The organism is Sphingopyxis sp. GW247-27LB (genome assembly GCF_002277025.1).
GTDB lineage: Bacteria > Pseudomonadota > Alphaproteobacteria > Sphingomonadales > Sphingomonadaceae > Sphingopyxis.
The window spans coordinates 152,049-173,627 of sequence record NZ_NIWD01000008.1 but is presented as its reverse complement, the minus strand read 5'-3'; the positions used below and the strand labels follow the sequence as shown (position 1 = coordinate 173,627).

Sequence of the window (21,579 nt, the reverse complement as noted above, 5' to 3'; positions counted from 1 at the left end):
CTTGGCAAAGGGGGGCGAATCGGTCCAAAGGCTTACGTGAACGTAAAGGGAAAGGAAGCACGCGATGGATTTCGACCTCACCGACCGGCAGAAGCATTGGCAGGGCCGCGTACGCGAATTCGTCGAGCGCAAGATCCGCCCCGCCGTGGCAACCTACAAGGAGCAGGACCGCACCGGCGATCGCTGGAAGGTGATCCAGATCGTCGAGGATCTGAAGGCCGAGGCGAAGGCCGCGGGCATCTGGAACCTGTTCATGCCGCCGCGCAGCGCCGCGCACCACCATGTCGACGAGAGTTTCGAGTTCGAGGGGCCGGGCCTCACCAACCTCGAATATGCGCTGTGCGCCGAGGAGATGGGCCGCATCGGTTTCGCGAGCGAGGTGTTCAACTGCTCGGCGCCCGACACCGGAAACATGGAGGTCTTCCACCGCTACGGCACCGCGGCGCAGAAGGAACGCTGGCTGAAGCCGATCATGAACGGCGAGATCCGTTCGGCCTTTCTGATGACCGAGCCCGCGGTCGCCTCGTCCGACGCGACCAATATCGAGACGCGGATCGAGCGCGACGGCGACGATTATGTGATCAACGGCCGCAAATGGTGGTCGTCGGGGGTCGGCGACCCGCGCTGCAAGGTCGCGATCGTGATGGGCAAGACCGATTTCGGCGCCAAGCGCCACCAGCAGCAGTCGATGCTGGCGGTGCCGATGGACGCGCCGGGGATCGTCGTGCTGCGCCACCTGCCGGTCTTCGGCTATGACGACGCGCCGCACGGCCATATGGAGGTCGAGCTGAAGGACGTGCGCGTCAATGCCGAGGAGGCGATGCTGCTGGGCGAAGGCCGCGGCTTCGAGATCGCGCAGGGCCGCCTCGGGCCGGGCCGCATCCACCACTGCATGCGCACGATCGGGGTCGCCGAAGAAGCGCTGGAGAAGATGTGCAAGCGGCTCCAGTCGCGCGTCGCCTTCGGCAAGACGATCGCCGAGCACAGCATCTGGGAGCAGCGCATCGCGCGCGCGCGCATCGATATCGAGATGACGCGCCTCCTGTGCCTGAAGGCGGCCGACATGATGGACAAGATCGGCAACAAGGCGGCGGCCGCCGAGATCGCGATGATCAAGGTACAGGCGCCGAACATGGCGCTGCAGATCATCGACGACGCGATCCAGGCGCATGGCGGCGGCGGCGTCTCCGACGATTTCGGCCTCGCCAACGCCTATGCCCACCAGCGGACCCTGCGGCTCGCCGACGGTCCCGACGAAGTGCACGCGCGCGCGGTCGCGCGGATCGAACTCGCCAAGCATTCGCCGGCGAGCGATCCGGGCTTTTCGTCGGGCGACATCGGGGTTTCGCGCTAGCCTCCCCTCCCGCTTGCGGGAGGGGCCGGGGGAGGGCCTGTCCCGGTTCGCGTTCGGCACCCCCTCCCCTAACCCCTCCCGCAAGCGGGAGGGGGACGAACGGAGATTTTAGATGACCAAAGCCGCCGTCCTGATCGAACCCGGCAAGCCGCTCGTCGTCGAGGCGGTCGTCGTCGACAAGCCCGGGCCGCACGAGGTGCGCATCCGCACCGCCGCCTGCGGGCTCTGCCATTCGGACCTGCATTTCATCGAAGGCGCCTATCCGCACCCCCTGCCCGCGATCCCCGGCCACGAAGCCGCGGGCATCGTCGAGGCGGTCGGCAGCGAGGTGCGCACGGTGAAGGTCGGCGACGCGGTCGTCACCTGCCTCAGCGCCTTTTGCGGCCACTGCGAGTTCTGCGTTTCCGGACGCATGTCGCTGTGCATGGGTGGCGACACCCGCCGCGCGCCCGGTCAGCCGCCGCGCATCACGCGCCCTGACGGCAGCATCGTCAATCAGATGCTCAACCTCAGCGCCTTTTCGGAGGTGATGCTGGTCCACGAACATGCCTGCGTCGCGATCGACCCCGACATGCCGCTCGACCGCGCCGCGGTGATCGGCTGCGCGGTGACGACGGGCGCGGGGACGATCTTCAACGCGTGCAAGGTGACGCCGGGCGAGACCGTCGCGGTCGTCGGCTGCGGCGGCGTCGGGCTCGCGACGATCAACGCCGCGAAGATCGCCGGCGCGGGGCGCATCATCGCCGCCGACCCGGTCCCCGAAAAGCGCGCGCTGGCGCAGAAGCTGGGCGCCACCGACGTGGTCGATGCGATGGACGCCGATGCCGCGAAGCAGATCGTCGAACTGACCAAGGGCGGCGTCGACCATGCGATCGAGGCGGTCGGACGCCCCGCCTCGGCCAGCCTCGCGGTCGCCTCGCTCCGCCGCGGCGGCACCGCGACGATCCTCGGCATGATGCCGCTCGCCGAAAAGGTCGGGCTTTCGGCCATGGACCTGCTCTCGGGCAAGAAATTGCAGGGCGCGATCATGGGCGGCAACCGCTTCCCGGTCGATATCCCGCGGCTCGTCGATTTCTACCTGCGCGGGCTGCTCGACCTCGACAGCATCGTCGCCGAGACGATCACGCTCGAACAGATCAACGAAGGGTTCGACAAGATGAAGAAGGGCGACGCCGCGCGGTCGGTGATCGTGTTCGATCAATGACGCTCGACGCGCAAAAGGCCTTCAGCGGCACCGTCGCGCCCGAAGGCGCCGATATCCTCGACGAGGCGAAGCTCACCGCATGGATGGAGGCGAATGTCGAGGGCTTCGAGGGCCCGCTGACCCAGAGCAAGTTCGCCGGCGGCCAGTCGAACCCGACCTACAAGATATCGGCGCCGTCGGGGAATTACGTCCTCCGCCGCAAGCCCTTCGGCCCGCTGCTGCCCTCGGCGCACGCGGTCGACCGCGAATATAAGGTGCAGGCGGGGCTCCATAAGACGGGCTTTCCCGTCGCGCGCCAGTACGGCCTCTGCACCGACGACAGCGTGGTCGGCAGCTGGTTCTACGTCATGGGCATGGTCGACGGGCAGACGATCTGGGACGGTGCGATGCCGGGGTCGACGCCCGCGAACCGCCGCGCGACCTATTTCGCGATGATCGACACGCTCGCCGCGCTGCATGGCGTCGACGTCGAGGCGGCGGGGCTGTCCGACTATGGCAAGCCCGGCAATTATTTCGGCCGCCAGGTCGACCGCTGGACCAAGCAGTACAAGCTGTCCGAAACCGAGACGATGGACGAAATGGAGCGGCTGATCGCCTGGCTGCCCGCGACGCTGCCCGAACAGACGCGCACCAGCGTCGTCCACGGCGACTATCGCATCGACAATATGATCTGGGCCAGGGACCGCGCGCAAGTGCTTGCGGTGCTCGACTGGGAGCTGTCGACGCTGGGCGATCCGCTCGCCGATTTCACCTATGTCGCGATGGCCTGGGTGACCGAGAATGGCGGGCGATCGGGGGTGATGGACCTCGATCGCGCCGAGCTGGGCATTCCCGAGCTCGACGAGGTGGTCGAGCGTTATTGCGCCGCCACCGGCCGCGACGGCGTGCCCGACATGAACTGGTATTTCGCCTATAATTTCTTCCGCCTCGCCGGGATCATGCAGGGGATCAAGAAGCGCGTCATCGACGGCACGGCCTCCTCCGCCCATGCGAAAGCGATGTCCGAGCGCGTCCTGCCGCTCGCCCAAAAGGCTTGGGACTTTGCAAAGAAGGCCGGCGCATGAGCCTGTTCGACATGACGGGTCAGGTCGCGCTGATCACAGGATCGTCGCGCGGCATCGGGAAAGCCATAGCGGAAGCGATGGCCGAGCAGGGCGCGAAGGTCGTGATATCGAGCCGCAAGCAGGACGCCTGCGACGCGGTCGCGGCCGAACTGAACGCGAAACACGGGCCGGGAACCGCGATCGCGGTCGCGGCGAATATCTCGTCGAAGGAGAATCTACAGCATCTGGTCGACGAGACCGTCGCCGCTTTCGGCCCGGTCACCGCGCTCGTCTGCAATGCGGCGTCGAACCCCTATTACGGGCCCTCGGCGGGGATCAGCGACGAGCAGTTCCGCAAGATCCTCGACAATAATATCGTCGCCAACCACTGGTTGATCCATATGTGCGCGCCGGCGATGCTCGCGGCGGGCAAGGGGTCGATCACGATCATCAGCTCGATCGGCGGCCTGAAAGGATCGTCGATCCTCGGCGCCTATGCGATCTCCAAGGCCGCCGACATGCAGATGGCGCGCAACCTCGCCGACGAGTTCGGCCCGCAGGGCGTGCGCGTGAACTGCATCGCGCCCGGCCTGATCAAGACCGATTTCGCGCGCGCGCTGTGGGAGAATCCCGACACGCTGGAGGTGTCGACGCGCCGTTCCTCGCTGCGCCGCATCGGCGAGCCGCACGAGATCGCGGGCGCCGCTGTGTTCCTCGCGAGCCCGGCGGGCGGCTTCACCACCGGCCAGACGATCGTCATCGACGGCGGCAACACTTCGAGCGGAGGATGAACATGGGCGCATTGGACGGCAAGATCGCGATCATCACCGGCGCGGGATCGGGAATCGGCCGCGCGAGCGCGCTGCGCTTCGCCGCCGAGGGCGCGAGGCTGGTCATCGGCGACAAGACGGCGGCGGTCCACGACACCGCGCAGGCGGTGAAGGACGCGGGCGGCGACGTCGTCGCGCTGGAGATCGACGCCGGGGTCGAGGCCGACGTCGCGAAGCTCGTCGCCACCGCGAAGGAGACATATGGCGGGCTCGACATCGCCTTCGCCAACGCCGGGATCATCGGCGACATGGGCGGCATCTTCGACATCACGCCCGAGGGTTGGGCCGAGACGCTGCGCGTCAACCTGATCGGCCCGGCGCTGATGGTGAAGCACGCCGGCAAGGCGATGGTCGACCAGGGGCGCGGCGGCGCGATCGTGCTGACCGCGAGCGTCGCGGGGATCAATTCGGGCGCGGGCCCGGCCGCTTATTCGGCGTCGAAGGCGGGGGTCATCAACCTCGCCCGGACCGCGGCGCAGCAGATGACGAGCGCCAATGTCCGCGTCAACGCGATCTGCCCCGGGCTGACCGAGACGGGGATGACCAGGCCGACCTTCGACTATGCGAAGGAAAAGGGCGTGACGCACAAGATCGGCCAGCTCAATCCGCTGAAGCGCGCCGGCCAGCCCGAGGAGCTGGCGAACGTTGCCCTCTTCCTCGCGAGCGACCAGGCGAGCTATGTCAACGGACAGGCGATCGCGGTCGACGGCGGCCTCACCAGCTCGCATCCGGTGACGCGGCAACTGCTCGGCCAGACGTCGCACTGACGAAAGGACAGGTCCATGCAATATCGCGACCTCGGCGACAGCGGCATTCGCGTTTCGGCGATCTGCCTCGGCAGCTGGCTGACCTATGGAGTCGGGGTCGACGACAGCGCCGGGCGCGCGTGCATCGATGCGGCGTTCGACGCCGGGATCGACTTCATCGACACCGCGAACGTCTATGGCACCGGCGCGGCGGAGGAGTTCCTCGGCCGCGCGCTCAAGGGGCGGCCACGCGATAGCTATGTCCTCGCGACCAAGCTCTTCTTTCCGATGTCGGAGACCGACAAGGGGTTGTCGGGGCGCCAAGTCGCGAAGCAGATCGACGCGAGCCTGTCGCGGCTGCAAACCGACTATGTCGACCTCTACCAGTGCCACCGCTACGACCCCGACACGCCGCTCGAGGAGACGATGGCGGCGCTGTCCGAGGTCGTCCGCAGCGGCAAGGCGCGCGCGATCGGCTTTTCCGAATGGGCACCCGACCAGATCCAGGCCGCGCTCGACCTCGCGCCGCCCCACGTCAAATTCGTGTCGAGCCAGCCGCAGTACAGCCTGCTCTATCGCCGCGCGGAGGCGAAGGTGATCCCGCTGTCGGTCGCGAACGGCATCGGCCAGATCGTCTGGTCGCCGCTCGCGATGGGAGTGCTGAGCGGCAAGTACAAGCCCGGCGAGGCTCCGCCCGCGAACAGCCGCGCCGCGAGCGAGGATCAGCGTTTCATGACCCGCTACCTCGCCGATCCGGTGCTCGAAGCGGTGCGGAAGCTGGCGCCGATCGCCGACAGGGCGGGGTGCTCGATGGCGCAGCTCGCGATCGCCTGGGTGCTCGCGCAGCCGGGGATCACCAGCGCGATCGTCGGCGCGAGCCGCCCCGAGCAGCTCAAGGAGACCGCCGCGGCCGCCGACCTCGCCATCGATCCCGCGCTGCTCGCCGAAGCCGCCGCCATCCTCGAAGGAGTCCGCATTTCATGAGTCACGGGATGGACAAGACGCGTCTCGACCGCATCCCGGCGTTCCTCGCCGCCAAATATGTGGATACCGGCCGGCTGCCGCATGCCGCGACGTTGGTGTCGCGGCGCGGCGAGATCGCGCACCTGTCGTGCATCGGCGAGGCGCGGCCGGGCGCGGCGCTGACGGAGGACGCGATCTTCCGCATCGCCAGCATGACCAAGCCGATCACCAGCATCGCCTTCATGATGCTGCTCGAAGAGGGCAAGGTCGCGCTGTCCGATCCGCTGGTGAAGGTCTGCCCCGAGTTCAAGGACACCGGCGTCTTCGTCGCGGGCGGCGGCAACGTCCCCTTCCTGACCCGCCCGCCGGCGCGCCCGATCCTGATGGTCGACCTGCTCCGCCACACGTCGGGCCTGACCTATGGCTTTCAGGAGCGCACGCCCGTCGACGCCGCCTATCGCAAGACCAAGATCGACGATTTCGACGCCGCCTTCACGATGGACAGCTTCATCGAGGGGCTGGCGAAGATCCCGCTGCAATTCGACCCCGGCGCGCACTGGAATTATTCGATGGCGACCGATGTGCTCGGCGCGGTGATCGAGCGGATCGAGGGGAAGCCGTTCGCGCAAGTCTTGCAGGAGCGCATCTTCGGCCCGCTCGGCATGGTCGATACCGGATTCAAGGTGCCCGCCGACCAACAGCACCGGCTGACCGATGCCTATGCCTTTCACCCGAAGGACAAGATGCAGCAATTCGACGCCGGCGACCGCAGTCGCTGGGCGAAGGACCGCAGCTTCCATTCGGGCGGCGGCGGGCTCGCTTCGACGCTGCACGACTATCATCGCTTCTGCCTGATGCTGCTCGGCGGCGGCAAGCTGGGCGATGTGCGGATCATCAGCCGCAAGACGCTCGCGCTGATGACGTCGAACCATCTGGTCGGCGGCGGCGACCTGACCCGGCACAGCGTCGGCATCTTTTCCGAGGACGAGAATGCCGGGGTCGGCTTCGGCCTCGGTTTCGCGGTGACGCTCGATCCCGCGGCCGCGGGCATTCCCGGCTCGGCGGGCGATTTCTATTGGGGCGGCATGTTCTCGACCGGCTTCTTCGTCGATCCGGTCGAGGAGATCTGCATGGTGTTCATGACCCAGCTGATGCCCTCTTCCACCTATCCCGTGCGGCGCGAGGTCAAGACGCTCGTCCACGCCGCGATCGACGATTGATACGTTAAACCAGCCTCCGTTCGTGTCGAGCGAAGTCGAGACACGCCGAGCCCAGCGCAAGACGCTTCTCGACTTCGCTCGAAGCGAACGGAAAGAATTTCAAGGAGCCAGACATGTCCGAAGACACCCCCGTCAGCGTGACGATGCAGAAGGACGGCGACGTCGCCGTCATCATCGTCAACAACCCGCCCGTCAACGCGCTGTCGTGGCACGTCCGCCAGGGGCTCGAAGATAATTTCAAGGCGGCGCTCGCCGACGAGGGCGTCAAGGCGATCGTGCTGCGCTGCGACGGCGGCACCTTCATCGCCGGTGCCGACATCAGCGAGTTCGGCAAAGCCCCGCGCGGCCCCGATTTCAACGCCGTCCTCAACATGATCGAAGCGGCAGCGAAGCCCGTCGTCGCGGCGATCCACGGCACCGCGCTCGGGGGCGGCCTCGAAACCGCGCTCGTGTGTCACTATCGCGTCGCCGTGCCCTCGGCGAAGCTCGGCGTGCCCGAGGTCAAGCTCGGCCTGCTGCCCGGCGCGGGCGGCACGCAGCGGCTGCCGCGCGTCGTCGGGGTCGAGGCCGCGGCGACGATGACCTCGCTCGGCGACCCGCTGCCCGCCGCCAAGGCGAAGGAGCTCGGCCTCGTCGACGCGCTGGCGGGCGAGGACAGCCTGGCCGCCGACGCCATCGCCTTTGCCCGCGCGAAGATCGCCGACGGCCCGCGGCCTACCCGGGATCGGGAGGTGTTCGGCGACGTCGCGGTGATCGAGCAGCTCAAGACGAAGAACGCCAAGCGCTGGCGCGGCTTCGAGGCGCCTTACGCCAACCTCGCCTGCGTCGAGGCGGCGACCCGGCTGCCCTTCGACGAGGGCCTCGCCTTCGAACGCGAGCAGTTCACGAAGCTGATGTTCGGCAGCCAGTCGGCGGCGCAGCGCCACATCTTCTTCGCCGAGCGCCAGGCCGCGAAGATCGACGGCCTGCCAAAGGACATCAAGCTGCGCGACGTCAAGAAGGTCGGCATCATCGGCGCCGGCACGATGGGCGGCGGCATCATGATGAATTTCCTGCAGAAGGGTTTCGCCTGCACGATCGTCGAGACGCAGCAGGAAGCGCTCGATCGCGGGCTGGGCGTCGTGCGCAAGAATTACGACGCATCGGCCGCCAAGGGCCGCTTCAAGCCCGAACAGGTCGATCAGATGATGGGGCTGATCACCCCCTCGCTCGAGCTCGAGGCACTCGCCGACTGCGACCTGATCATCGAGGCGGTCTATGAGAATATGGACGTCAAGAAGGAGATTTTCGGCAAGCTCGATCAAGTAGCCAAGCCTGGTGCGATCCTCGCGTCGAACACCAGCTACCTCGACGTCAACGAGATCGCGGCATCGACCAGCCGGCCGGGCGACGTGCTCGGCATGCACTTCTTCTCGCCCGCCAATGTCATGAAGCTGCTCGAGGTGGTGCGCGGCGACAAGACCGCCGACGACGTCCTCGCCACAGCCATGTCTATCGGCAAGAAGATCGGCAAGGTCGCGGTTGTCGCGGGCGTGTGCCATGGCTTCATCGGCAACCGCATGCTCGCGCCGCGCCAGATCGAGGCGCAGAAGCTGCTGCTCGAAGGCGCGACCCCGGCGCAGGTCGACAAGGTCCACACCGATTTCGGCATGCCGATGGGCCCGTTCCAGATGAGCGACCTCGCGGGCGTCGACATCGGCTGGCACCGCGACCCGAACCGGATCGAGAGCATCCGCGACGCGCTGTGCGCCGAGGGCCGCTGGGGGCAGAAGAAGCAGGCGGGCTTCTACGATTATGACGACAAGCGCAATCCGACGGAAAGCGCGCGCGTCGCCGAGATCATCGACGAGTTCCGCAAGCGGGCGGGGATCGAGAAGCGCGAGATCAGCGAGTCCGAGATCGTCGAGCGCACCCTCTATCCGATGGTCAACGAAGGCGCGCTGATCCTCGCCGAGGGCAAGGCGCAGCGCGCGAGCGACATCGATGTCGTGTGGATCTACGGCTATGGCTGGCCGGTCTATCGCGGCGGCCCGATGTTCTGGGCGGGGCTGGAAGGCACCGACAAGATCGCGGCGGCGCTGGAACAGCACGGCTTCGAAGTCGCGCCGCTTCTGAAGGAAAAGGCCGCGGCGAAGGCGGGGTTCTAGACCCTCCCGTACAGAGAAGGAGGAGGCCGTCTGTCCCGATGCGGGGCAGGCGGCCTTTCTTTTGCCGGGGAAGCGCCATCGATCCTGCCGAAATCTTGCGATTCAGGGTTAAAGCGCTGGCAAGCCGCGCCGTTAGGGCAGAGCATGAACGCCATGCCCCTCGCCGCCGCCCTGCTGCTCGTCGCGAGCGCCCCGGCCGCCACGCCGCCGCCGAAACCGACCGCGGTCGGCATCGCGCGGGCCCGGATCGTGGCCCCCGCCGAGATGCGGCGGGTGAACGGACGGATCGAGGTGCGGACCGGCCGGACGGACGCGCCGACGCAAGTGCATCGCACCGAGCGCCGCGATGGCGGCGAGACGGCGGATTTTTATTGAGCTTGGCCGGGGACTATACCGCCTCGTTTTCATCGTCACCCCGGGCTTGACCCGGGGTCCCGCTTTCACCGTCGGACGAACTTCGCCGTGGCAATTGCCAGAGACAAAATCAGCGGGACCCCGGATCAAGTCCGGGGTGACGGAATAAGGAAGTTTGACGGGTCATTCAGCCCTGCAGCGTCCGGATGATCGCCGAGAAATCGTGGCCGCCCTCGTCCGCCGCGACGAACGCCTCGTAAAGCTCGCGCGCGCGGCTGCCCATCGGGACGTCGGCGTCGACGCTCGCCGCGGCCTCCATCGCGAGGCGCAGGTCCTTGAGCATCAGCGCCGCCGCGAAGCCGCCCTTGTAGCCATTGTCGGCGGGGGTGGCCGGGCCGACGCCGGGGAGCGGGGCGTAGCTGGTCAGCGACCAGCACTGGCCCGACGAGACGCTGGCGATGTCGAAGAATTTCTGCGGATCGAGGCCGAGCTTCTGCGCGAGCGCGAGGGTCTCGCAGGTCGCGACCATCGACGCGCCGAGCAGCATGTTGTTGCAGATCTTCGCGCCCTGCCCCGCACCCGCATCGCCCGCGTGGATCACCGCCTTGCCCATCCTGGCGAGGATCGGCTGGCTCCGCGCGAAGCCTTCGTCGGTGCCGCCGACCATGAAGGTCAGCGTGCCGGCATTGGCGGCGGCGATGCCGCCCGAGACCGGCGCATCGACCGCGACGAGGCCCTTGGCGATCGCGGCCTCGATATTGGCGCGCGCGGTCGCGACGTCGATCGTCGAGCAGTCGAGGAGCAGCGTGCCCGGCGCGGCGTTGGGGAAGACGTCGGCTTCGTAGACCGACGCAACATGCTTGCCCGCGGGGAGCATCGTCACCACCGCCTCGGCGCCGGTTACCGCTTCGGCCGCCGAGGCGGCGCGGGCGCAGCCCGCTTCGACGGCGCGCGCGAGCGCCTCCTCGCTGAGGTCGAAGGCGCGGACCTCATGCCCTGCCTTCGCGAGGTTCGCGGCCATGCCGCCGCCCATATTGCCGAGTCCGATGAAAGCAATTTTCATAACAGTTCCAATTCACCCAGAATGACAGCCACCCCGACAAGGATGAAGAACGGGCCCAGAATGAACCCGAGGATGGCTTGAAGATTTTTGAGAAACCAATCGAGCTTCGTCAGCGGCAACGGCTCTTCACCGGTCGACCGCAGAATCGCGGCCTCCAGAACGTTGACCGTTTCCTGTTTCCTGTATCGCCAGTGGTTCCAGCCGACCGACAGGGCGACCACGCCGATAATCAGCGAAACAAGACCCGCGCTCACCGCCCCTTCCACACGCCTTCGCGCTTCTCGATAAAGGCGGCCATGCCTTCGGCCTTGTCCTCGGTCGCGGCGAGGATCTGGAACAGGCGGCGTTCGTAGATCAGCCCCTGATCGAGCGTCGTTTCGAAGGCGGCATTGACCATGTCCTTGTTCACCATCGCGGCCATCGGCGGCATCGCGGCGATCGCGGTGGCCGTCTTCATCGCTTCATCGACAAGGCCCGCATGCTCGACGACGCGCGCGACGAGGCCCGACCGTTCGGCCTCCGCGGCGTCCATCATCCGGCCGGTCAGGCACATTTCCATCGCCTTCGCCTTGCCGACCGCGCGGGTCAGCCGCTGCGACCCGCCCATGCCCGGCGCGACGCCGAGCTTGATTTCGGGCTGGCCGAACTTCGCCTTGTCCGACGCGATGATGAAGTCGGCCATCATCGCGAGTTCGCAGCCGCCGCCAAGCGCGAAGCCGTTCACCGCTGCGATCCACGGCTTCCTCACCTTCTTCACGAAGTCGCTCGTCCATTTCGCGAAGAAATCCTCAAGGTAGAAATCGGCGGCGGGCTTGTCGGCCATTTCCTTGATGTCGGCGCCCGCGGCGAACGCCTTGTCGCCCGAACCGGTGAGGACGGCGCAGCGCTGGCTGTCATCGACTTCGAAGGCCGCGAAGGCCGCGATGAGGTCGTCGAGGACCGACGAGTTCAGCGCGTTGAGCGCCTGCGGGCGGTTGAGCGTCACCAGCGTCACGGCGCCGCGCTGTTCGACGAGGATGGTTTCGTAGGTCATTCGGTGTCTCCGGATTCTCGTCATGCCGGACTTGATCCGGCATCCCGCTTTACGACGGTTAAGAAGCGGGACCCCGGATCAAGTCCGGGGTGACGAAGATGAATGGCAAGGTCAGGTAAGCGGCGTCCATTTCTCGTTATCGGGCAGCGGTGCGAAGATCGCGTCGATCCACGCATCGGTGACCGCCTCGGCGGTCGGCGGGTCCCATTTCGGGCTGTTGTCCTTGTCGACGATCAGCGCGCGGACGCCTTCGAGGAAATCGTGCATTTGGACGACGCGGCTGCCGATCGCATATTCCTGCGCCATTTCGGCGGCGAAGTCGGGCATCGCCGCGCCCTCGCGAAGCTGGCGCAGCGCGACCTTGCACGTCTGCGGCGACTTGGTGTGGAGCGCGTCCAGTTCCTTCGCCGCCCATTCGCCGCCGTCCCTTTCCAGCGCGGCGAGGATGTCCTCGTAACGGTCGCTGGCGAACAGGCGGTTGATCTTGTCGATCTGGCCGGTGATCGCGGCGGGCGGCGCGGTGACCGACAGCTCACCCAGGATGCCGCCGATGCGGTCGGGGTGCGCTGCGATCCGCTCCTTCGCCTCGGCCAGCCGCTCGGACGGAAGGTAATGGGTCGCGAGGCCGAGCGCGAGGCATTCGGCCCCGTCGAGCCGCGCCCCGGTGAGCGCGAGGAAGACGCCGACGCGCCCTTCGAGCCGCGGCAGATACCAGCCGCCGCCGACGTCGGGGAAGAGGCCGATGCCGGTCTCGGGCATCGCGAAGCGCGTATGCTCGGTCGCGACGCGATAGGCGGCCGGCTGCGAAATGCCGACCCCGCCGCCCATGGTGATGCCGTCCATGAAGGCGACGACGGGCTTCGCATAGGTGAAGAGCAGATGGTTGAGGCGATATTCGGTGTGGAAGAAGGCGCGCGCCTCCTGACCGTCCTTCGCGCCGCTTTCCGCGAGCATGCGGATGTCGCCGCCGGCGCAGAAGCCGCGGCCCTCGCTATGGTCGATGATCACCGCCTCGATAGCGGCATCATCGCGCCACGCCAGCAGCGCCTCGATCATCGCCTCGCACATGGCGAGGTTGAGCGCGTGGATCGCCTTGGGACGGTTGAGCGACAGGCGGCCGATGCGGCCTTCGACGCTGATCAAGACATCTTCGGTCATTGGCGCAGCAGGTCCCTTCCCACGATCATCCGCATCACCTGATTGGTGCCTTCGAGGATCGAATGGACGCGCAGGTCGCGCCAGAAACGCTCGATCGGATAATCCTTCAGATAGCCGTAGCCGCCGAACAGCTGGAGCGCGTCGTTGACGATCTTGCTGCCGCTGTCGGTCGCGAGCCGCTTCGCCATCGCCGAGAAGCGCGACTTGTCGGGGGCGTTCGCGGTGACCTTCGCCGCGGCGAGATAGAGCAGCGCCCGCGCGGCTTCGAGGTCGGTCGCCATGTCGGCGAGCATGAACTGGGTGTTCTGGAAATCCGAAATCGGCTGCCCGAACTGCTGGCGGTCCTTGGTATAGGCGATCGCTTCGTCGAGGCAGCGCTGCGCGCCGCCGAGCGAGCAGGCGCCGATGTTGAGCCGCCCGCCGTCGAGCCCCGCCATCGCGAAGCGGAAGCCGTCGCCTTCGGCGCCGACCCGGTTTTCGACCGGCACACGGCAATCCTCGAAGACAACTTGAGCCGTAGGGGATGCGTTCCAGCCGAGCTTCTTCTCGGGCGCGCCGAAGCTCAATCCCGGCGTGTCCTTTTCGACGACAAGGCAGGAAATGCCCTTCGACTTTTCCTCGCCGGTGCGAACCATGCAGACATAGATGTCGTTGGTGCCCGCGCCCGAGATGAACTGCTTGGTGCCGTTGAGCACATAATGGTCGCCGTCCCGCCTCGCCGTCGTTTTCAGAGCAGCGGCGTCCGACCCCGAACCCGGCTCGGTCAGGCAATAGCTCGCGATCTTCTCCATGCTCACGAGCTCGGGCAGGAAGCGCGCCTTGATCTCCGCGCCGCCGAAGCGGTCGATCATCCACGTCGCCATATTGTGGATCGAGACATAGGCGCTGGTCGCGGGACAGCCATAGGCCATCGCCTCCATGATCAGCGCCGCCTCCAGCCGGCCGAGCCCGATACCGCCCGATTCCTCGGCCACGTAAATGGCGCCGAAGCCGAGTTCGCCCGCGGCCTTCCACACGTCGACAGGATAATGATGTTTCTCGTCCCATTCCGCCGCGAAGGGCGTGATGCGATCGGCGGTGAACTTGCGCGCCATGTCCTGAATGGCGAGCTGGTCGTCGGTGAGTTGAAACTGGTCGGTCATGCTCTTTTCTCGATGATGGCCTCGGCCTCGATTTCGACTTTCCATTCGGGGCGCAGCAGCGCCGACACGACGACCATCGTCGCGGCGGGCCGGATCGCGCCGAACACCGCCCCGTGCGCGCGCCCCACGAGGTCGGCGTCGGCGGGGTCGGTGATGAACATGCGGGTGCGCACGACGTCGGCGGGCGCGCCGCCGAGCGCCGCGAGCGCCTCGCCGATGATCGTCAGGCAGCGCGACGCCTGCACCCCGGCGTCGCCGGCGGTCGACGAGCCATCGGGCTCGATCGGCGCGCAGCCGGCGACGTCGATCCGGTCGCCCACCCGAACCGCCCGGCTGTAGCCGTAGACGGGTTCGAAGGGCGAGGCGGAGCTATGGGTGCGGCGCGGGCTGTCAGCCACAGGTGATCTGCGTGATCTTGTAGGCGTCGTCGTACATGACGTTCACCCGGTCCTGGCGATAATCCATCGTCATCGCCGAGCGCGGCGGGCCCCAGCGCAGGGTGCGCGCACCCGCGGCCTTGAGGATGGCGCCGCCGAGTTCGGGCGCCGCGGTCTGGCCGACATAGCTCTGCACGGCGTCGGCGTTGCAGGTCATTTCGGCGGGCGGTGCCGGCGGCGTCGATTCGGCGGGGGCCTCGCTCGCGGCGCAGGCGGCGAGCGGCAGGGCGGCGGCGATTGCGATCCAGCGGTTGTTCATCCCATCAACTCCCTTTCATCCTTCGCCGCTCAGGCGGCACAGCGCGTATAGCGCATCGGTTCGGCCGCGGCACCCTCGCCATAATCGCGGCGCACCAGCGTCTTGCCGCCATCCTCTACCGCGAGCAGCATCAGCCGGTCCCATTCCTCGCCCTCCCCGCTGAACTTGTAGTCGGCGACGATGCGGTTCGCGCCGCGATCGCGCACGCGGGCGAGGTCGCCCGCCGATTCGAAGAAGCGCAGCGTGCTGGCGTCGATGACCAGCGCGGTGAGGTCGGCACCCCGTCTGGCCGCGCAATCGGCCGCCTTCAGCGCCCAGCGTCCCTGGACCGCGGCGGGGATCGCCTTGTCACCGCTGCCGATGCCCGGCTCGGGCGCGGCGGGCGGCGTCACCGACGGGTCGGGGGTGTAGGCGAGGTCGGCGTCGCCGGTCACAGGCGCCGGCTCCGCTGGCTCCTCCGGCGCGGCGGGCGCCGGAGCGGCCTTGTCGGCGGTCTCGGCCGGCTGTTTCTCGTCTTTGCCGCCGCTGCAAGCGGCGAGCATCAGCACGGCGGCGGGGAAGATCCAACGCATCATCGTCATTCTCCTTCGCAGGGAAGAATGCGTGACGAGACAGCGCGGTTTCATCGCCGGTCCAGCCGTCAGCCCATCGTCGGGATGACGAAGGCGTTCGATCCGTCGCCGCCGCCGTCGGGCCAGCGCGCGGTGACCGTCTTGACCTTGGTCCAGAATTTGACGCCTTCCATGCCGTGCTGGTTGGTGTCGCCGAAGGCCGAGCGCTTCCAGCCGCCGAACGTATGATAGGCGACCGGCACCGGGATCGGGACATTGATGCCGACCATGCCGACATTGACGCGCTGCGCGAATTCGCGCGCCGCGTGGCCGTTGCGCGTGAAGATGGCGACACCGTTGCCGTACTGATGCTTCGAGGGGAGTTCGAGTGCGGCCTCGAAATCGGGGGCGCGGACGATCTGGAGGACCGGGCCGAAAATCTCTTCCTTATAGCTTTCCATGTCGGGAGTGACATGGTCGAAGAGCGTCGGGCCGACGAAGAAGCCATCCTCATGCCCCTGGAGCGTGAAGCCGCGGCCGTCGATGACGAGCTCGGCGCCCTCGTCGGCGCACTTCTGGATCCAGCCTTCGACCTTTTGCTTGTGCGCGGCGGAGACGACGGGGCCGTAATGCGCCTCGGCATCGGTCGATACGCCGACGCGCAGCGCCTCGATCGCGGGGATCAGCTTGGCCTTGAGCCGTTCGGCGGTCTCGTCGCCGACCGGCACGACGACCGGCAGCGCCATGCAACGCTCGCCGGCCGAGCCGAAGGCGGCGCCGGTCAGGTCGTTCACCACCTGGTCGAGGTCGGCGTCGGGCATGACGATGCCGTGGTTCTTCGCGCCGCCCATCGCCTGCACGCGCTTGCCGTTCGCGACGCCGCGATTGTAGACATAATGGGCGATGTCCGACGAGCCGACGAAGCTGACCGCGCCGATGTCGGGATGGTCGAGGATCGCGTCGACCATTTCCTTGTCGCCGTGGACGACCTGCAAAATGCCCTCGGGCAGCCCCGCCTCGAGCATCAGTTCGCCGAGGCGCACCGGCACGCTCGGATCGCGCTCGCTGGGCTTGAGGATGAAGGCGTTGCCGGTCGCGATCGCCGGGCCGAACATCCACATCGGGATCATCGCCGGGAAATTGAACGGCGTGATTCCGGCGCCGATGCCGATCGGCTGACGCATCGAATAGACGTCGATGCCGGGCCCCGCGCCCTGCGTATATTCGCCTTTCAGCACATGCGGGATGCCGCAGCAGAATTCGATGACGTCGAGCCCGCGCTGGACGTCGCCGCGCGCGTCGGCGACGACCTTGCCATGCTCGCTCGCGAGCAGTTCGGCGAGTTCGTCCAAATGCGCCTCGACGAGGCGCTTGTAGTCGAACATCACGCGCGCGCGGCGCTGCGGATTGACCGCCGCCCAGGCGGGCTGCGCCGCCTTCGCCGCGGCGACCGCGCGATCGAGCAGCGCGGCGTCGCCGAGCGCGACCGCGGCCTGGACGCCGCCGTTGTTGGGGTCGAAGATGTCGCTCTGGCGCGCGCTGCCGCCGGCACCGCCGACGATGTGATGGTCGATCTGTCGCATGGGTCGATTCTCCTTCCCTACTCCCGTATCCCCGAGCGAAGACGAGGGGCCGAGCCGAGCGAAGTCGAGGCCACCAACGTTACTGGTTCTCGCTTCGCTCGAAAATGCCCCTCGTCTTCGCTCGGGGATGCGGAAGTTTTTCCGCTCGATTGCCTCTCAGACCAACAGCGGCGCGATTGCAAGGGATAGACTTGCAGGACAATGCTGCATATTTGCAGCTTATGGATTGGGACAAGCTGCAATATTTCCTGTCGGTCGCGCGCCACGGCACGCTGGCGCGCGCGGCGCAGGCGCTGCATGTCGACCCGACCACGGTGAGCCGGCGCGTCGGCAGCCTCGAGGCCGATCTGCAGCAGACGCTGTTCGAGCGCGCGCCCGCGGGCTTCGCGCTGACCGCGGCGGGCCGCGCGCTGCTGCCCCACGCCGAGGCGATGGCGGCGGCGGCGGCGCGCATCCACCGCGCCGAGGGGCGGTCGGACCTGTCGGGGCAGCTTCGCATCAGCGTCTCCGAAGGCTTCGGCAGTAGCTTCATCGCGCCGCGGCTCGCGGGCTTCGTCGCCGCGCATCCCGAAATCGAGATCGACCTCGTCGCCTCGTCGGGCTTCCTCAACCCCTCGCGGCGCGAGGCCGACATGGCGGTGCTGCTCGCGCGGCCGCGCAAGGGTCCGCTGCTGACGCGCAGGCTCGCCGACTATAGCCTCGGCCTCTACGCGCCCGCGGACCGGCCCGACTGGCGGGAGGCGGTCGAGCGGGCGCCGCTGTCGCGCGCGGGGATGGCGGTGATCGGCTATATGCCCGACATTCTCTATGCCCCCGAGCTCGACTATCTGGGTGAGATCGAGCCGGGGCTGCGCGCCACCGTGCGCTCCTCGTCGATCCTCGCGCAGCGGCGGATGATCGCGAGCGGCGCCGGGGTCGGGGTGCTCCCCTGCTTCCTTGCCGCCGACGATCCCGCGCTGGTGCGCGTGCGTCCCGATCAGGTGATCGGGCGCAGCTTCTGGCTCGCGCTCCACCGCGACGTCGCGCCGCAGCCGCGCATCCGCGCCTTCATCGACTGGCTCGATACCGAGGTGCGCGAGGGGCGGACGCTGCTGGTGCCGTCCTGACCCCCGCCGTCACGCCGCGGGCGGTTCGCTTTCGACCGTTACCTGCGCCAGCCTGGGGCTGAGCAGGTGGATCGCCCCCACCGCAAGGAAATAGACCACCGTGCAGGCGGCGAAGATGACCGTGTAGTTGCCGCCCGTCGCGTCGAGGACGAGGCCGGTCGATTTCGCCATGATCATCCCGCCGATGCCGCCCGCGAAACCGCCGAGCCCGATCACCGAGCCCACCGCGCGCTTCGGGAACATGTCGGGCGGGATCGAGAGGATGGTCGACGAAAAGGCCTGATGCCCCGCGAGCGCGATGCCGATCAGCACCACCGCGAGCCACATATTGCTGAGCCCGGTGACGAAGAGCAAAGGCAGCACGCAGCAGCCGGCGCCGAGCATCGTCGCCTTGCGCGCGAAGTTGACGCTGTGGCCGGTGTGAATCAGCTTCGACGACACCCAGCCGCCGATGATGCTGCCGGCGTCGGACAAAAGATACATGATGATCATCGGCAGCAGCACGACCTTCAGGTCGACGTCATAGGTATCGGCGAAATATTTGGGCAGCCAGAAGAGCATCAGGAACCAGACCGGGTCGGTCAGAAATTTGCCGATCGCGAAGGCCCACGCCTCGCGCTTGGTGACGATGCGGCCCCAGCCGAGCTTCTCGACCCGTTCGGGCGGGTCGTGCTCGATCCACGCGAGTTCGCCTTCGCTCACCCGGCCGGTGTCGCGCGGATTGCTGTATTTCCACAGCCACAGGACCAGCAGCACGACGCCGACGAGCCCCGAATAGATGAAGGTCTCGCGCCAGTCGAACCCCAGTCCCACCATCAGCAGCGTGATGGCGGGCGCGGTCAGGATGACGCCGATCGTCGTCGCGCTGTTGACCCAGCCGATCGCATAGGCGCGTTCCTTTTGCGGGAACCATTCGCTCGACGCGCGGACGACCGCCGGAAAATGCCCCGCCTCGCCGACACCGAGCATCGCGCGCGCGACCATGAAAGAGACGACCGAGCTCGCAAAGCCGTGCGCGACATGGCCGATCGTCCAGATGGTGATCGCGATGCCATAGCCGATGCGCGGGCCGAAACGGTCGATCAGCCAGCCCATGAACAGGTAGCCCAAGGCATAGGCGGCCTGGAAGGCCATGACGATGTTGCCATAGTCGTTCTCGGTCCAGCCGAGATCGTCGCCCAGCGTCGGCGCGAGCAGGCCGAGCATCGTCCGGTCGATATAGTTGACCGTCGTTGCGGCGAACAGGAGCGCGACGATCGTCCACCGATAGCGCCCCGTCCGGGGCACCGGCGGCGGAGCCGCTGCGTCTGCGAAGGCCTGCGCCATATGTCTCTCCCGTCTTTGTTTTATAGGCTTTCGATCGTGCAGCCGACGCGGATTTTTCCGTCGAACAGCGCATCGGCCCGCTGGCCGGGCCGGATTTCATGGACGCCGGTGATCGCGCCCGTCGACACCCAAGTGCCGGGGGGGATGGCGATGCCGCGCGCGCGCAGGGTGCGGATCAGGAACAGCGCGGCGCCGAACGGACCGTCGAGCATCGTCGCCATCGTCGCCGCGCCGACGCATTCCCCGTCGATGCGGAATTCGACCGGCATCGACAGGAGGTCGCGGCCGCGCCAGTCGGCGATCGCCGGGCCGAGCACCAGCCCCTTGTTGTTGCCATAGTCCGAAGCGGTGACCGCGGGGCCGTGGTCGTTGATCGCGGGAAAGGGCGAGCTCGCGACCTCGATCCCGGTGCGAAGCTCGACGACGATGTCCTTGACCGATTCGATGTCCCAGACGCGGTCGCCGACCTCGCCGAGGCAGAGCAGCACTTCGGCCTCGGCGGCGGCGAAGCCCCCTCCATAGACGGGCATCGCCGGGCATTCCCTTGCGCTCGCATCGACGATCTCATCGGTGAAGATCGGACCCGTCAGCCGGTTGTCGCCAAAACGCGCGACCAGATCGGCCGCGATCCGTCCGACCTTCCAGCCGCCGATGCGGCGCCCGTCGAGCGCGATCGCCGCGTCCTGGATCGCATAGGCATCGGCCATCGTTTCGGGCACCGCGCCCGGATACAGGGTAAGCGGTGTCTTTTCGGCGCGCGCGGCGACGAACGCCTTGGCCACATTTTCCTGTTCGTCGGTCGCCCGCATCTTTGTCATTTCCCTCTTCGGGGAAAGCGTCTAAAAGACACCGGTGTCAAAAGCAAGCAAATAGCCACCGGCCCGGTTGATTTTGCGCCCGCGAACGCTCACTAGGGTTTTGACCGGGCAGGAATTTCAGGGAGTTTGGGCGGCTCGGTGAAGAGAAAGCGGACGATATGGCGGCGCGCACGGGTGGACAGGGCGGCAAGCAACCGACGATCAACGATGTGGCGGCGCTCGCCGGGGTTTCCAAAAAGACCGTCAGCCGCGTCATCAACCGCTCCGAATTCATCAGCGAGAAGACCCGGCTCGCGGTCCAGAAGGCGATCGAGACGCTCGGCTTCGTTCCCAATCCGCAGGCGCGCGCGCTCGCCTTTCGCCGCAATTTCCTGATCGCGCTGCTCCACGACAATCCGAACGCGCAGACGGTGCTGAATTTCCAGCAGGGCGTGCTCGACGCGATCAAGGACAGCGATCTCGCGCTGCTCGTACGGCCGGTCGATCGCGGGTCGGACAAGATGCTCGAGGATGTCCGCACCTTTCTCGAAAAGCAGCGGCCGATCGGCGCCATGCTGCTGCCGCCGATTTCGGAGAATGACGAGCTCGCCCGGCTCTGCGAGGACCTCGGCGTGCGTTACGTCCGCGTCGGGTCAGCGCTGCTCGACGATGCGAAGCATTGCGTGTCGTCGAACGACCGCGAGGTGGTCGGCGAGGCGGTGCGCCGGTTGATCGCGCTCGGCCACCGCCGCATCGGCTTCGTGCGCGGCCCGGTGGGTTTCCGCTCGGCCGCCGAACGCGAGAAGGGCTTTCGCGAGGCGCTGGCCGAAGCGGGACTCACCCTCGCCGACGACCATTATGCGCCGGGCAATTATCGCTATACCGCGGGGATCGAGGCGGGCGAGAAACTGCTGTCGCTCGCCGAGCCGCCGACCGCGATCTTCTGTTCGAACGACGAGATGGCGGCGGGGGTGATGAGCGTCGCGCACGGCAAGGGCATCGCGGTGCCGGGCGAATTGTCGCTGATCGGCTTCGACGATTCGCCGACCGCGACGCATATCTGGCCGACGCTGAGCACGGTGCGCTGGCCGATCCGCGAGATGGGGGTGCGCGCGGCGCGCACGCTGGTCGCCGATTTCCTGGGTTCGGGCGCGCGCATCCCCGAGGGCGAAAGCCCGGTGCTCGCCTCGACCTTCGTCGAGCGCCAGTCGGTCGCCGCGCCGGACGGCAAGGGGTAATGTCAGGCTCGGTTGCGAGCGATCG

Annotated in this window: 22 protein-coding genes; 11 read left to right on the top strand and 11 right to left on the bottom strand. The window is 67.3% G+C overall.

Features of this window, described 5'->3' with window-relative positions; all coding sequences use genetic code 11:
- Window positions 1-64: 64 nt before the first annotated feature.
- From CD928_RS08460 to CD928_RS08420, 9 genes are all read left to right on the top strand, one after another.
- Window positions 65-1,354 (top strand): acyl-CoA dehydrogenase family protein, encoded by a 1,290-nt coding sequence (locus CD928_RS08460; RefSeq protein ID WP_095386664.1) that lies wholly within the window; start codon window positions 65-67, stop codon window positions 1,352-1,354.
- 112 nt (window positions 1,355-1,466) lie between these two features.
- Window positions 1,467-2,558, top strand: a complete 1,092-nt coding sequence (locus tag CD928_RS08455) for a Zn-dependent alcohol dehydrogenase (RefSeq protein WP_095386663.1) — start codon at window positions 1,467-1,469, stop codon at window positions 2,556-2,558.
- Window positions 2,555-3,622: a phosphotransferase family protein gene (locus CD928_RS08450; RefSeq protein ID WP_095386662.1), complete on the top strand. Its 1,068-nt coding sequence runs from the start codon at window positions 2,555-2,557 to the stop codon at window positions 3,620-3,622. Before CD928_RS08455 ends, CD928_RS08450 begins: the two co-directional genes overlap by 4 nt.
- The gene (locus tag CD928_RS08445; RefSeq protein WP_095386661.1) at window positions 3,619-4,392 is read left to right on the top strand and encodes an SDR family NAD(P)-dependent oxidoreductase; all 774 of its coding nucleotides are present in this window, start codon (window positions 3,619-3,621) and stop codon (window positions 4,390-4,392) included. Before CD928_RS08450 ends, CD928_RS08445 begins: the two co-directional genes overlap by 4 nt.
- 2 nt (window positions 4,393-4,394) lie before the next feature.
- Window positions 4,395-5,198, top strand: coding sequence for an SDR family NAD(P)-dependent oxidoreductase (locus CD928_RS08440; protein WP_095386660.1), 804 nt, complete (start codon window positions 4,395-4,397; stop codon window positions 5,196-5,198).
- A gap of 15 nt (window positions 5,199-5,213) precedes the next feature.
- Window positions 5,214-6,161, top strand: coding sequence for an aldo/keto reductase family protein (locus CD928_RS08435; protein WP_095386659.1), 948 nt, complete (start codon window positions 5,214-5,216; stop codon window positions 6,159-6,161).
- Window positions 6,158-7,360 carry a serine hydrolase gene (locus CD928_RS08430; RefSeq protein ID WP_095386658.1) on the top strand — a complete coding sequence of 401 codons (1,203 nt, stop codon included), beginning with the start codon at window positions 6,158-6,160 and terminating at the stop codon, window positions 7,358-7,360. The genes CD928_RS08435 and CD928_RS08430 overlap by 4 nt, the downstream gene beginning before the upstream one ends.
- A gap of 113 nt (window positions 7,361-7,473) precedes the next feature.
- Window positions 7,474-9,507: a 3-hydroxyacyl-CoA dehydrogenase NAD-binding domain-containing protein gene (locus CD928_RS08425; protein WP_095386657.1), complete on the top strand. Its 2,034-nt coding sequence runs from the start codon at window positions 7,474-7,476 to the stop codon at window positions 9,505-9,507.
- A gap of 144 nt (window positions 9,508-9,651) precedes the next feature.
- A complete protein-coding gene (locus tag CD928_RS08420; protein WP_095386656.1) occupies window positions 9,652-9,882 on the top strand; it encodes a hypothetical protein in 231 nt (76 codons plus the stop codon).
- 166 nt (window positions 9,883-10,048) lie between these two features.
- On the opposite strand, the gene mmsB is transcribed toward CD928_RS08420, so the two are convergent.
- The 9 genes from mmsB to CD928_RS08375 all read right to left on the bottom strand — a co-directional run bounded on the left by mmsB (window position 10,049) and on the right by CD928_RS08375 (window position 17,087).
- A complete protein-coding gene (gene mmsB / locus CD928_RS08415; protein WP_095386655.1) occupies window positions 10,049-10,924 on the bottom strand; it encodes a 3-hydroxyisobutyrate dehydrogenase in 876 nt (291 codons plus the stop codon).
- Window positions 10,921-11,178 (bottom strand): hypothetical protein, encoded by a 258-nt coding sequence (locus tag CD928_RS08410; protein ID WP_141237122.1) that lies wholly within the window; start codon window positions 11,176-11,178, stop codon window positions 10,921-10,923. Before CD928_RS08410 ends, mmsB begins: the two co-directional genes overlap by 4 nt.
- A complete protein-coding gene (locus CD928_RS08405; RefSeq protein ID WP_095386653.1) occupies window positions 11,175-11,957 on the bottom strand; it encodes an enoyl-CoA hydratase-related protein in 783 nt (260 codons plus the stop codon). Before CD928_RS08405 ends, CD928_RS08410 begins: the two co-directional genes overlap by 4 nt.
- A 111-nt stretch (window positions 11,958-12,068) precedes the next feature.
- Window positions 12,069-13,115: an enoyl-CoA hydratase/isomerase family protein gene (locus CD928_RS08400; protein ID WP_095386652.1), complete on the bottom strand. Its 1,047-nt coding sequence runs from the start codon at window positions 13,113-13,115 to the stop codon at window positions 12,069-12,071.
- On the bottom strand, window positions 13,112-14,257 hold the full coding sequence (locus CD928_RS08395) for an acyl-CoA dehydrogenase family protein (protein WP_095386651.1): 1,146 nt from the start codon (window positions 14,255-14,257) through the stop codon (window positions 13,112-13,114). The genes CD928_RS08400 and CD928_RS08395 overlap by 4 nt, the downstream gene beginning before the upstream one ends.
- Window positions 14,254-14,655 (bottom strand): RidA family protein, encoded by a 402-nt coding sequence (locus CD928_RS08390; protein WP_095386650.1) that lies wholly within the window; start codon window positions 14,653-14,655, stop codon window positions 14,254-14,256. The genes CD928_RS08395 and CD928_RS08390 overlap by 4 nt, the downstream gene beginning before the upstream one ends.
- Window positions 14,648-14,953 carry an I78 family peptidase inhibitor gene (locus tag CD928_RS08385; RefSeq protein ID WP_095386649.1) on the bottom strand — a complete coding sequence of 102 codons (306 nt, stop codon included), beginning with the start codon at window positions 14,951-14,953 and terminating at the stop codon, window positions 14,648-14,650. Before CD928_RS08385 ends, CD928_RS08390 begins: the two co-directional genes overlap by 8 nt.
- Before the next feature lie 29 nt (window positions 14,954-14,982).
- Window positions 14,983-15,528: a hypothetical protein gene (locus CD928_RS08380; RefSeq protein WP_095386648.1), complete on the bottom strand. Its 546-nt coding sequence runs from the start codon at window positions 15,526-15,528 to the stop codon at window positions 14,983-14,985.
- A gap of 65 nt (window positions 15,529-15,593) precedes the next feature.
- On the bottom strand, window positions 15,594-17,087 hold the full coding sequence (locus tag CD928_RS08375; RefSeq protein WP_095386647.1) for a CoA-acylating methylmalonate-semialdehyde dehydrogenase: 1,494 nt from the start codon (window positions 17,085-17,087) through the stop codon (window positions 15,594-15,596).
- Window positions 17,088-17,308: 221 nt separating this feature from the next.
- On the opposite strand from CD928_RS08375, the gene CD928_RS08370 reads away from it, so the two are divergent.
- On the top strand, window positions 17,309-18,193 hold the full coding sequence (locus CD928_RS08370) for a LysR family transcriptional regulator (protein WP_095386646.1): 885 nt from the start codon (window positions 17,309-17,311) through the stop codon (window positions 18,191-18,193).
- A gap of 9 nt (window positions 18,194-18,202) precedes the next feature.
- Here CD928_RS08370 and CD928_RS08365 read toward each other — a convergent pair whose 3' ends face one another.
- Both CD928_RS08365 and CD928_RS08360 read right to left on the bottom strand, forming a co-directional pair.
- Window positions 18,203-19,519 (bottom strand): MFS transporter, encoded by a 1,317-nt coding sequence (locus CD928_RS08365; RefSeq protein ID WP_095386645.1) that lies wholly within the window; start codon window positions 19,517-19,519, stop codon window positions 18,203-18,205.
- A 20-nt stretch (window positions 19,520-19,539) separates the two neighbouring features.
- Window positions 19,540-20,337 carry a 2-keto-4-pentenoate hydratase gene (locus CD928_RS08360; protein WP_369679303.1) on the bottom strand — a complete coding sequence of 266 codons (798 nt, stop codon included), beginning with the start codon at window positions 20,335-20,337 and terminating at the stop codon, window positions 19,540-19,542.
- Between the two features lie 158 nt (window positions 20,338-20,495).
- On the opposite strand from CD928_RS08360, the gene CD928_RS08355 reads away from it, so the two are divergent.
- Window positions 20,496-21,554: a LacI family DNA-binding transcriptional regulator gene (locus tag CD928_RS08355; RefSeq protein WP_095386643.1), complete on the top strand. Its 1,059-nt coding sequence runs from the start codon at window positions 20,496-20,498 to the stop codon at window positions 21,552-21,554.
- Window positions 21,555-21,579 lie beyond the last annotated feature (25 nt).

Bases quoted from the DNA above. Each gene is read 5' to 3' on its own strand.
- CD928_RS08385 (WP_095386649.1), bottom strand. From the start codon at position 14,953: ATGAACAACCGCTGGATCGCAATCGCCGCCGCCCTGCCGCTCGCCGCC.
- CD928_RS08400 (WP_095386652.1), bottom strand. From the start codon at position 13,115: ATGACCGAAGATGTCTTGATCAGCGTCGAAGGCCGCATCGGCCGCCTG.
- CD928_RS08375 (WP_095386647.1), bottom strand. From the start codon at position 17,087: ATGCGACAGATCGACCATCACATCGTCGGCGGTGCCGGCGGCAGCGCG.
- CD928_RS08380 (WP_095386648.1), bottom strand. From the start codon at position 15,528: ATGATGCGTTGGATCTTCCCCGCCGCCGTGCTGATGCTCGCCGCTTGC.
- CD928_RS08360 (WP_369679303.1), bottom strand. From the start codon at position 20,337: ATGACAAAGATGCGGGCGACCGACGAACAGGAAAATGTGGCCAAGGCG.
- CD928_RS08395 (WP_095386651.1), bottom strand. From the start codon at position 14,257: ATGACCGACCAGTTTCAACTCACCGACGACCAGCTCGCCATTCAGGAC.
- CD928_RS08365 (WP_095386645.1), bottom strand. From the start codon at position 19,519: ATGGCGCAGGCCTTCGCAGACGCAGCGGCTCCGCCGCCGGTGCCCCGG.
- CD928_RS08440 (WP_095386660.1), top strand. From the start codon at position 4,395: ATGGGCGCATTGGACGGCAAGATCGCGATCATCACCGGCGCGGGATCG.
- CD928_RS08445 (WP_095386661.1), top strand. From the start codon at position 3,619: ATGAGCCTGTTCGACATGACGGGTCAGGTCGCGCTGATCACAGGATCG.
- CD928_RS08420 (WP_095386656.1), top strand. From the start codon at position 9,652: ATGAACGCCATGCCCCTCGCCGCCGCCCTGCTGCTCGTCGCGAGCGCC.
- CD928_RS08460 (WP_095386664.1), top strand. From the start codon at position 65: ATGGATTTCGACCTCACCGACCGGCAGAAGCATTGGCAGGGCCGCGTA.
- CD928_RS08450 (WP_095386662.1), top strand. From the start codon at position 2,555: ATGACGCTCGACGCGCAAAAGGCCTTCAGCGGCACCGTCGCGCCCGAA.
- CD928_RS08370 (WP_095386646.1), top strand. From the start codon at position 17,309: ATGGATTGGGACAAGCTGCAATATTTCCTGTCGGTCGCGCGCCACGGC.
- CD928_RS08355 (WP_095386643.1), top strand. From the start codon at position 20,496: ATGGCGGCGCGCACGGGTGGACAGGGCGGCAAGCAACCGACGATCAAC.
- CD928_RS08405 (WP_095386653.1), bottom strand. From the start codon at position 11,957: ATGACCTACGAAACCATCCTCGTCGAACAGCGCGGCGCCGTGACGCTG.
- CD928_RS08425 (WP_095386657.1), top strand. From the start codon at position 7,474: ATGTCCGAAGACACCCCCGTCAGCGTGACGATGCAGAAGGACGGCGAC.
- CD928_RS08430 (WP_095386658.1), top strand. From the start codon at position 6,158: ATGAGTCACGGGATGGACAAGACGCGTCTCGACCGCATCCCGGCGTTC.
- mmsB (WP_095386655.1), bottom strand. From the start codon at position 10,924: ATGAAAATTGCTTTCATCGGACTCGGCAATATGGGCGGCGGCATGGCC.
- CD928_RS08435 (WP_095386659.1), top strand. From the start codon at position 5,214: ATGCAATATCGCGACCTCGGCGACAGCGGCATTCGCGTTTCGGCGATC.
- CD928_RS08455 (WP_095386663.1), top strand. From the start codon at position 1,467: ATGACCAAAGCCGCCGTCCTGATCGAACCCGGCAAGCCGCTCGTCGTC.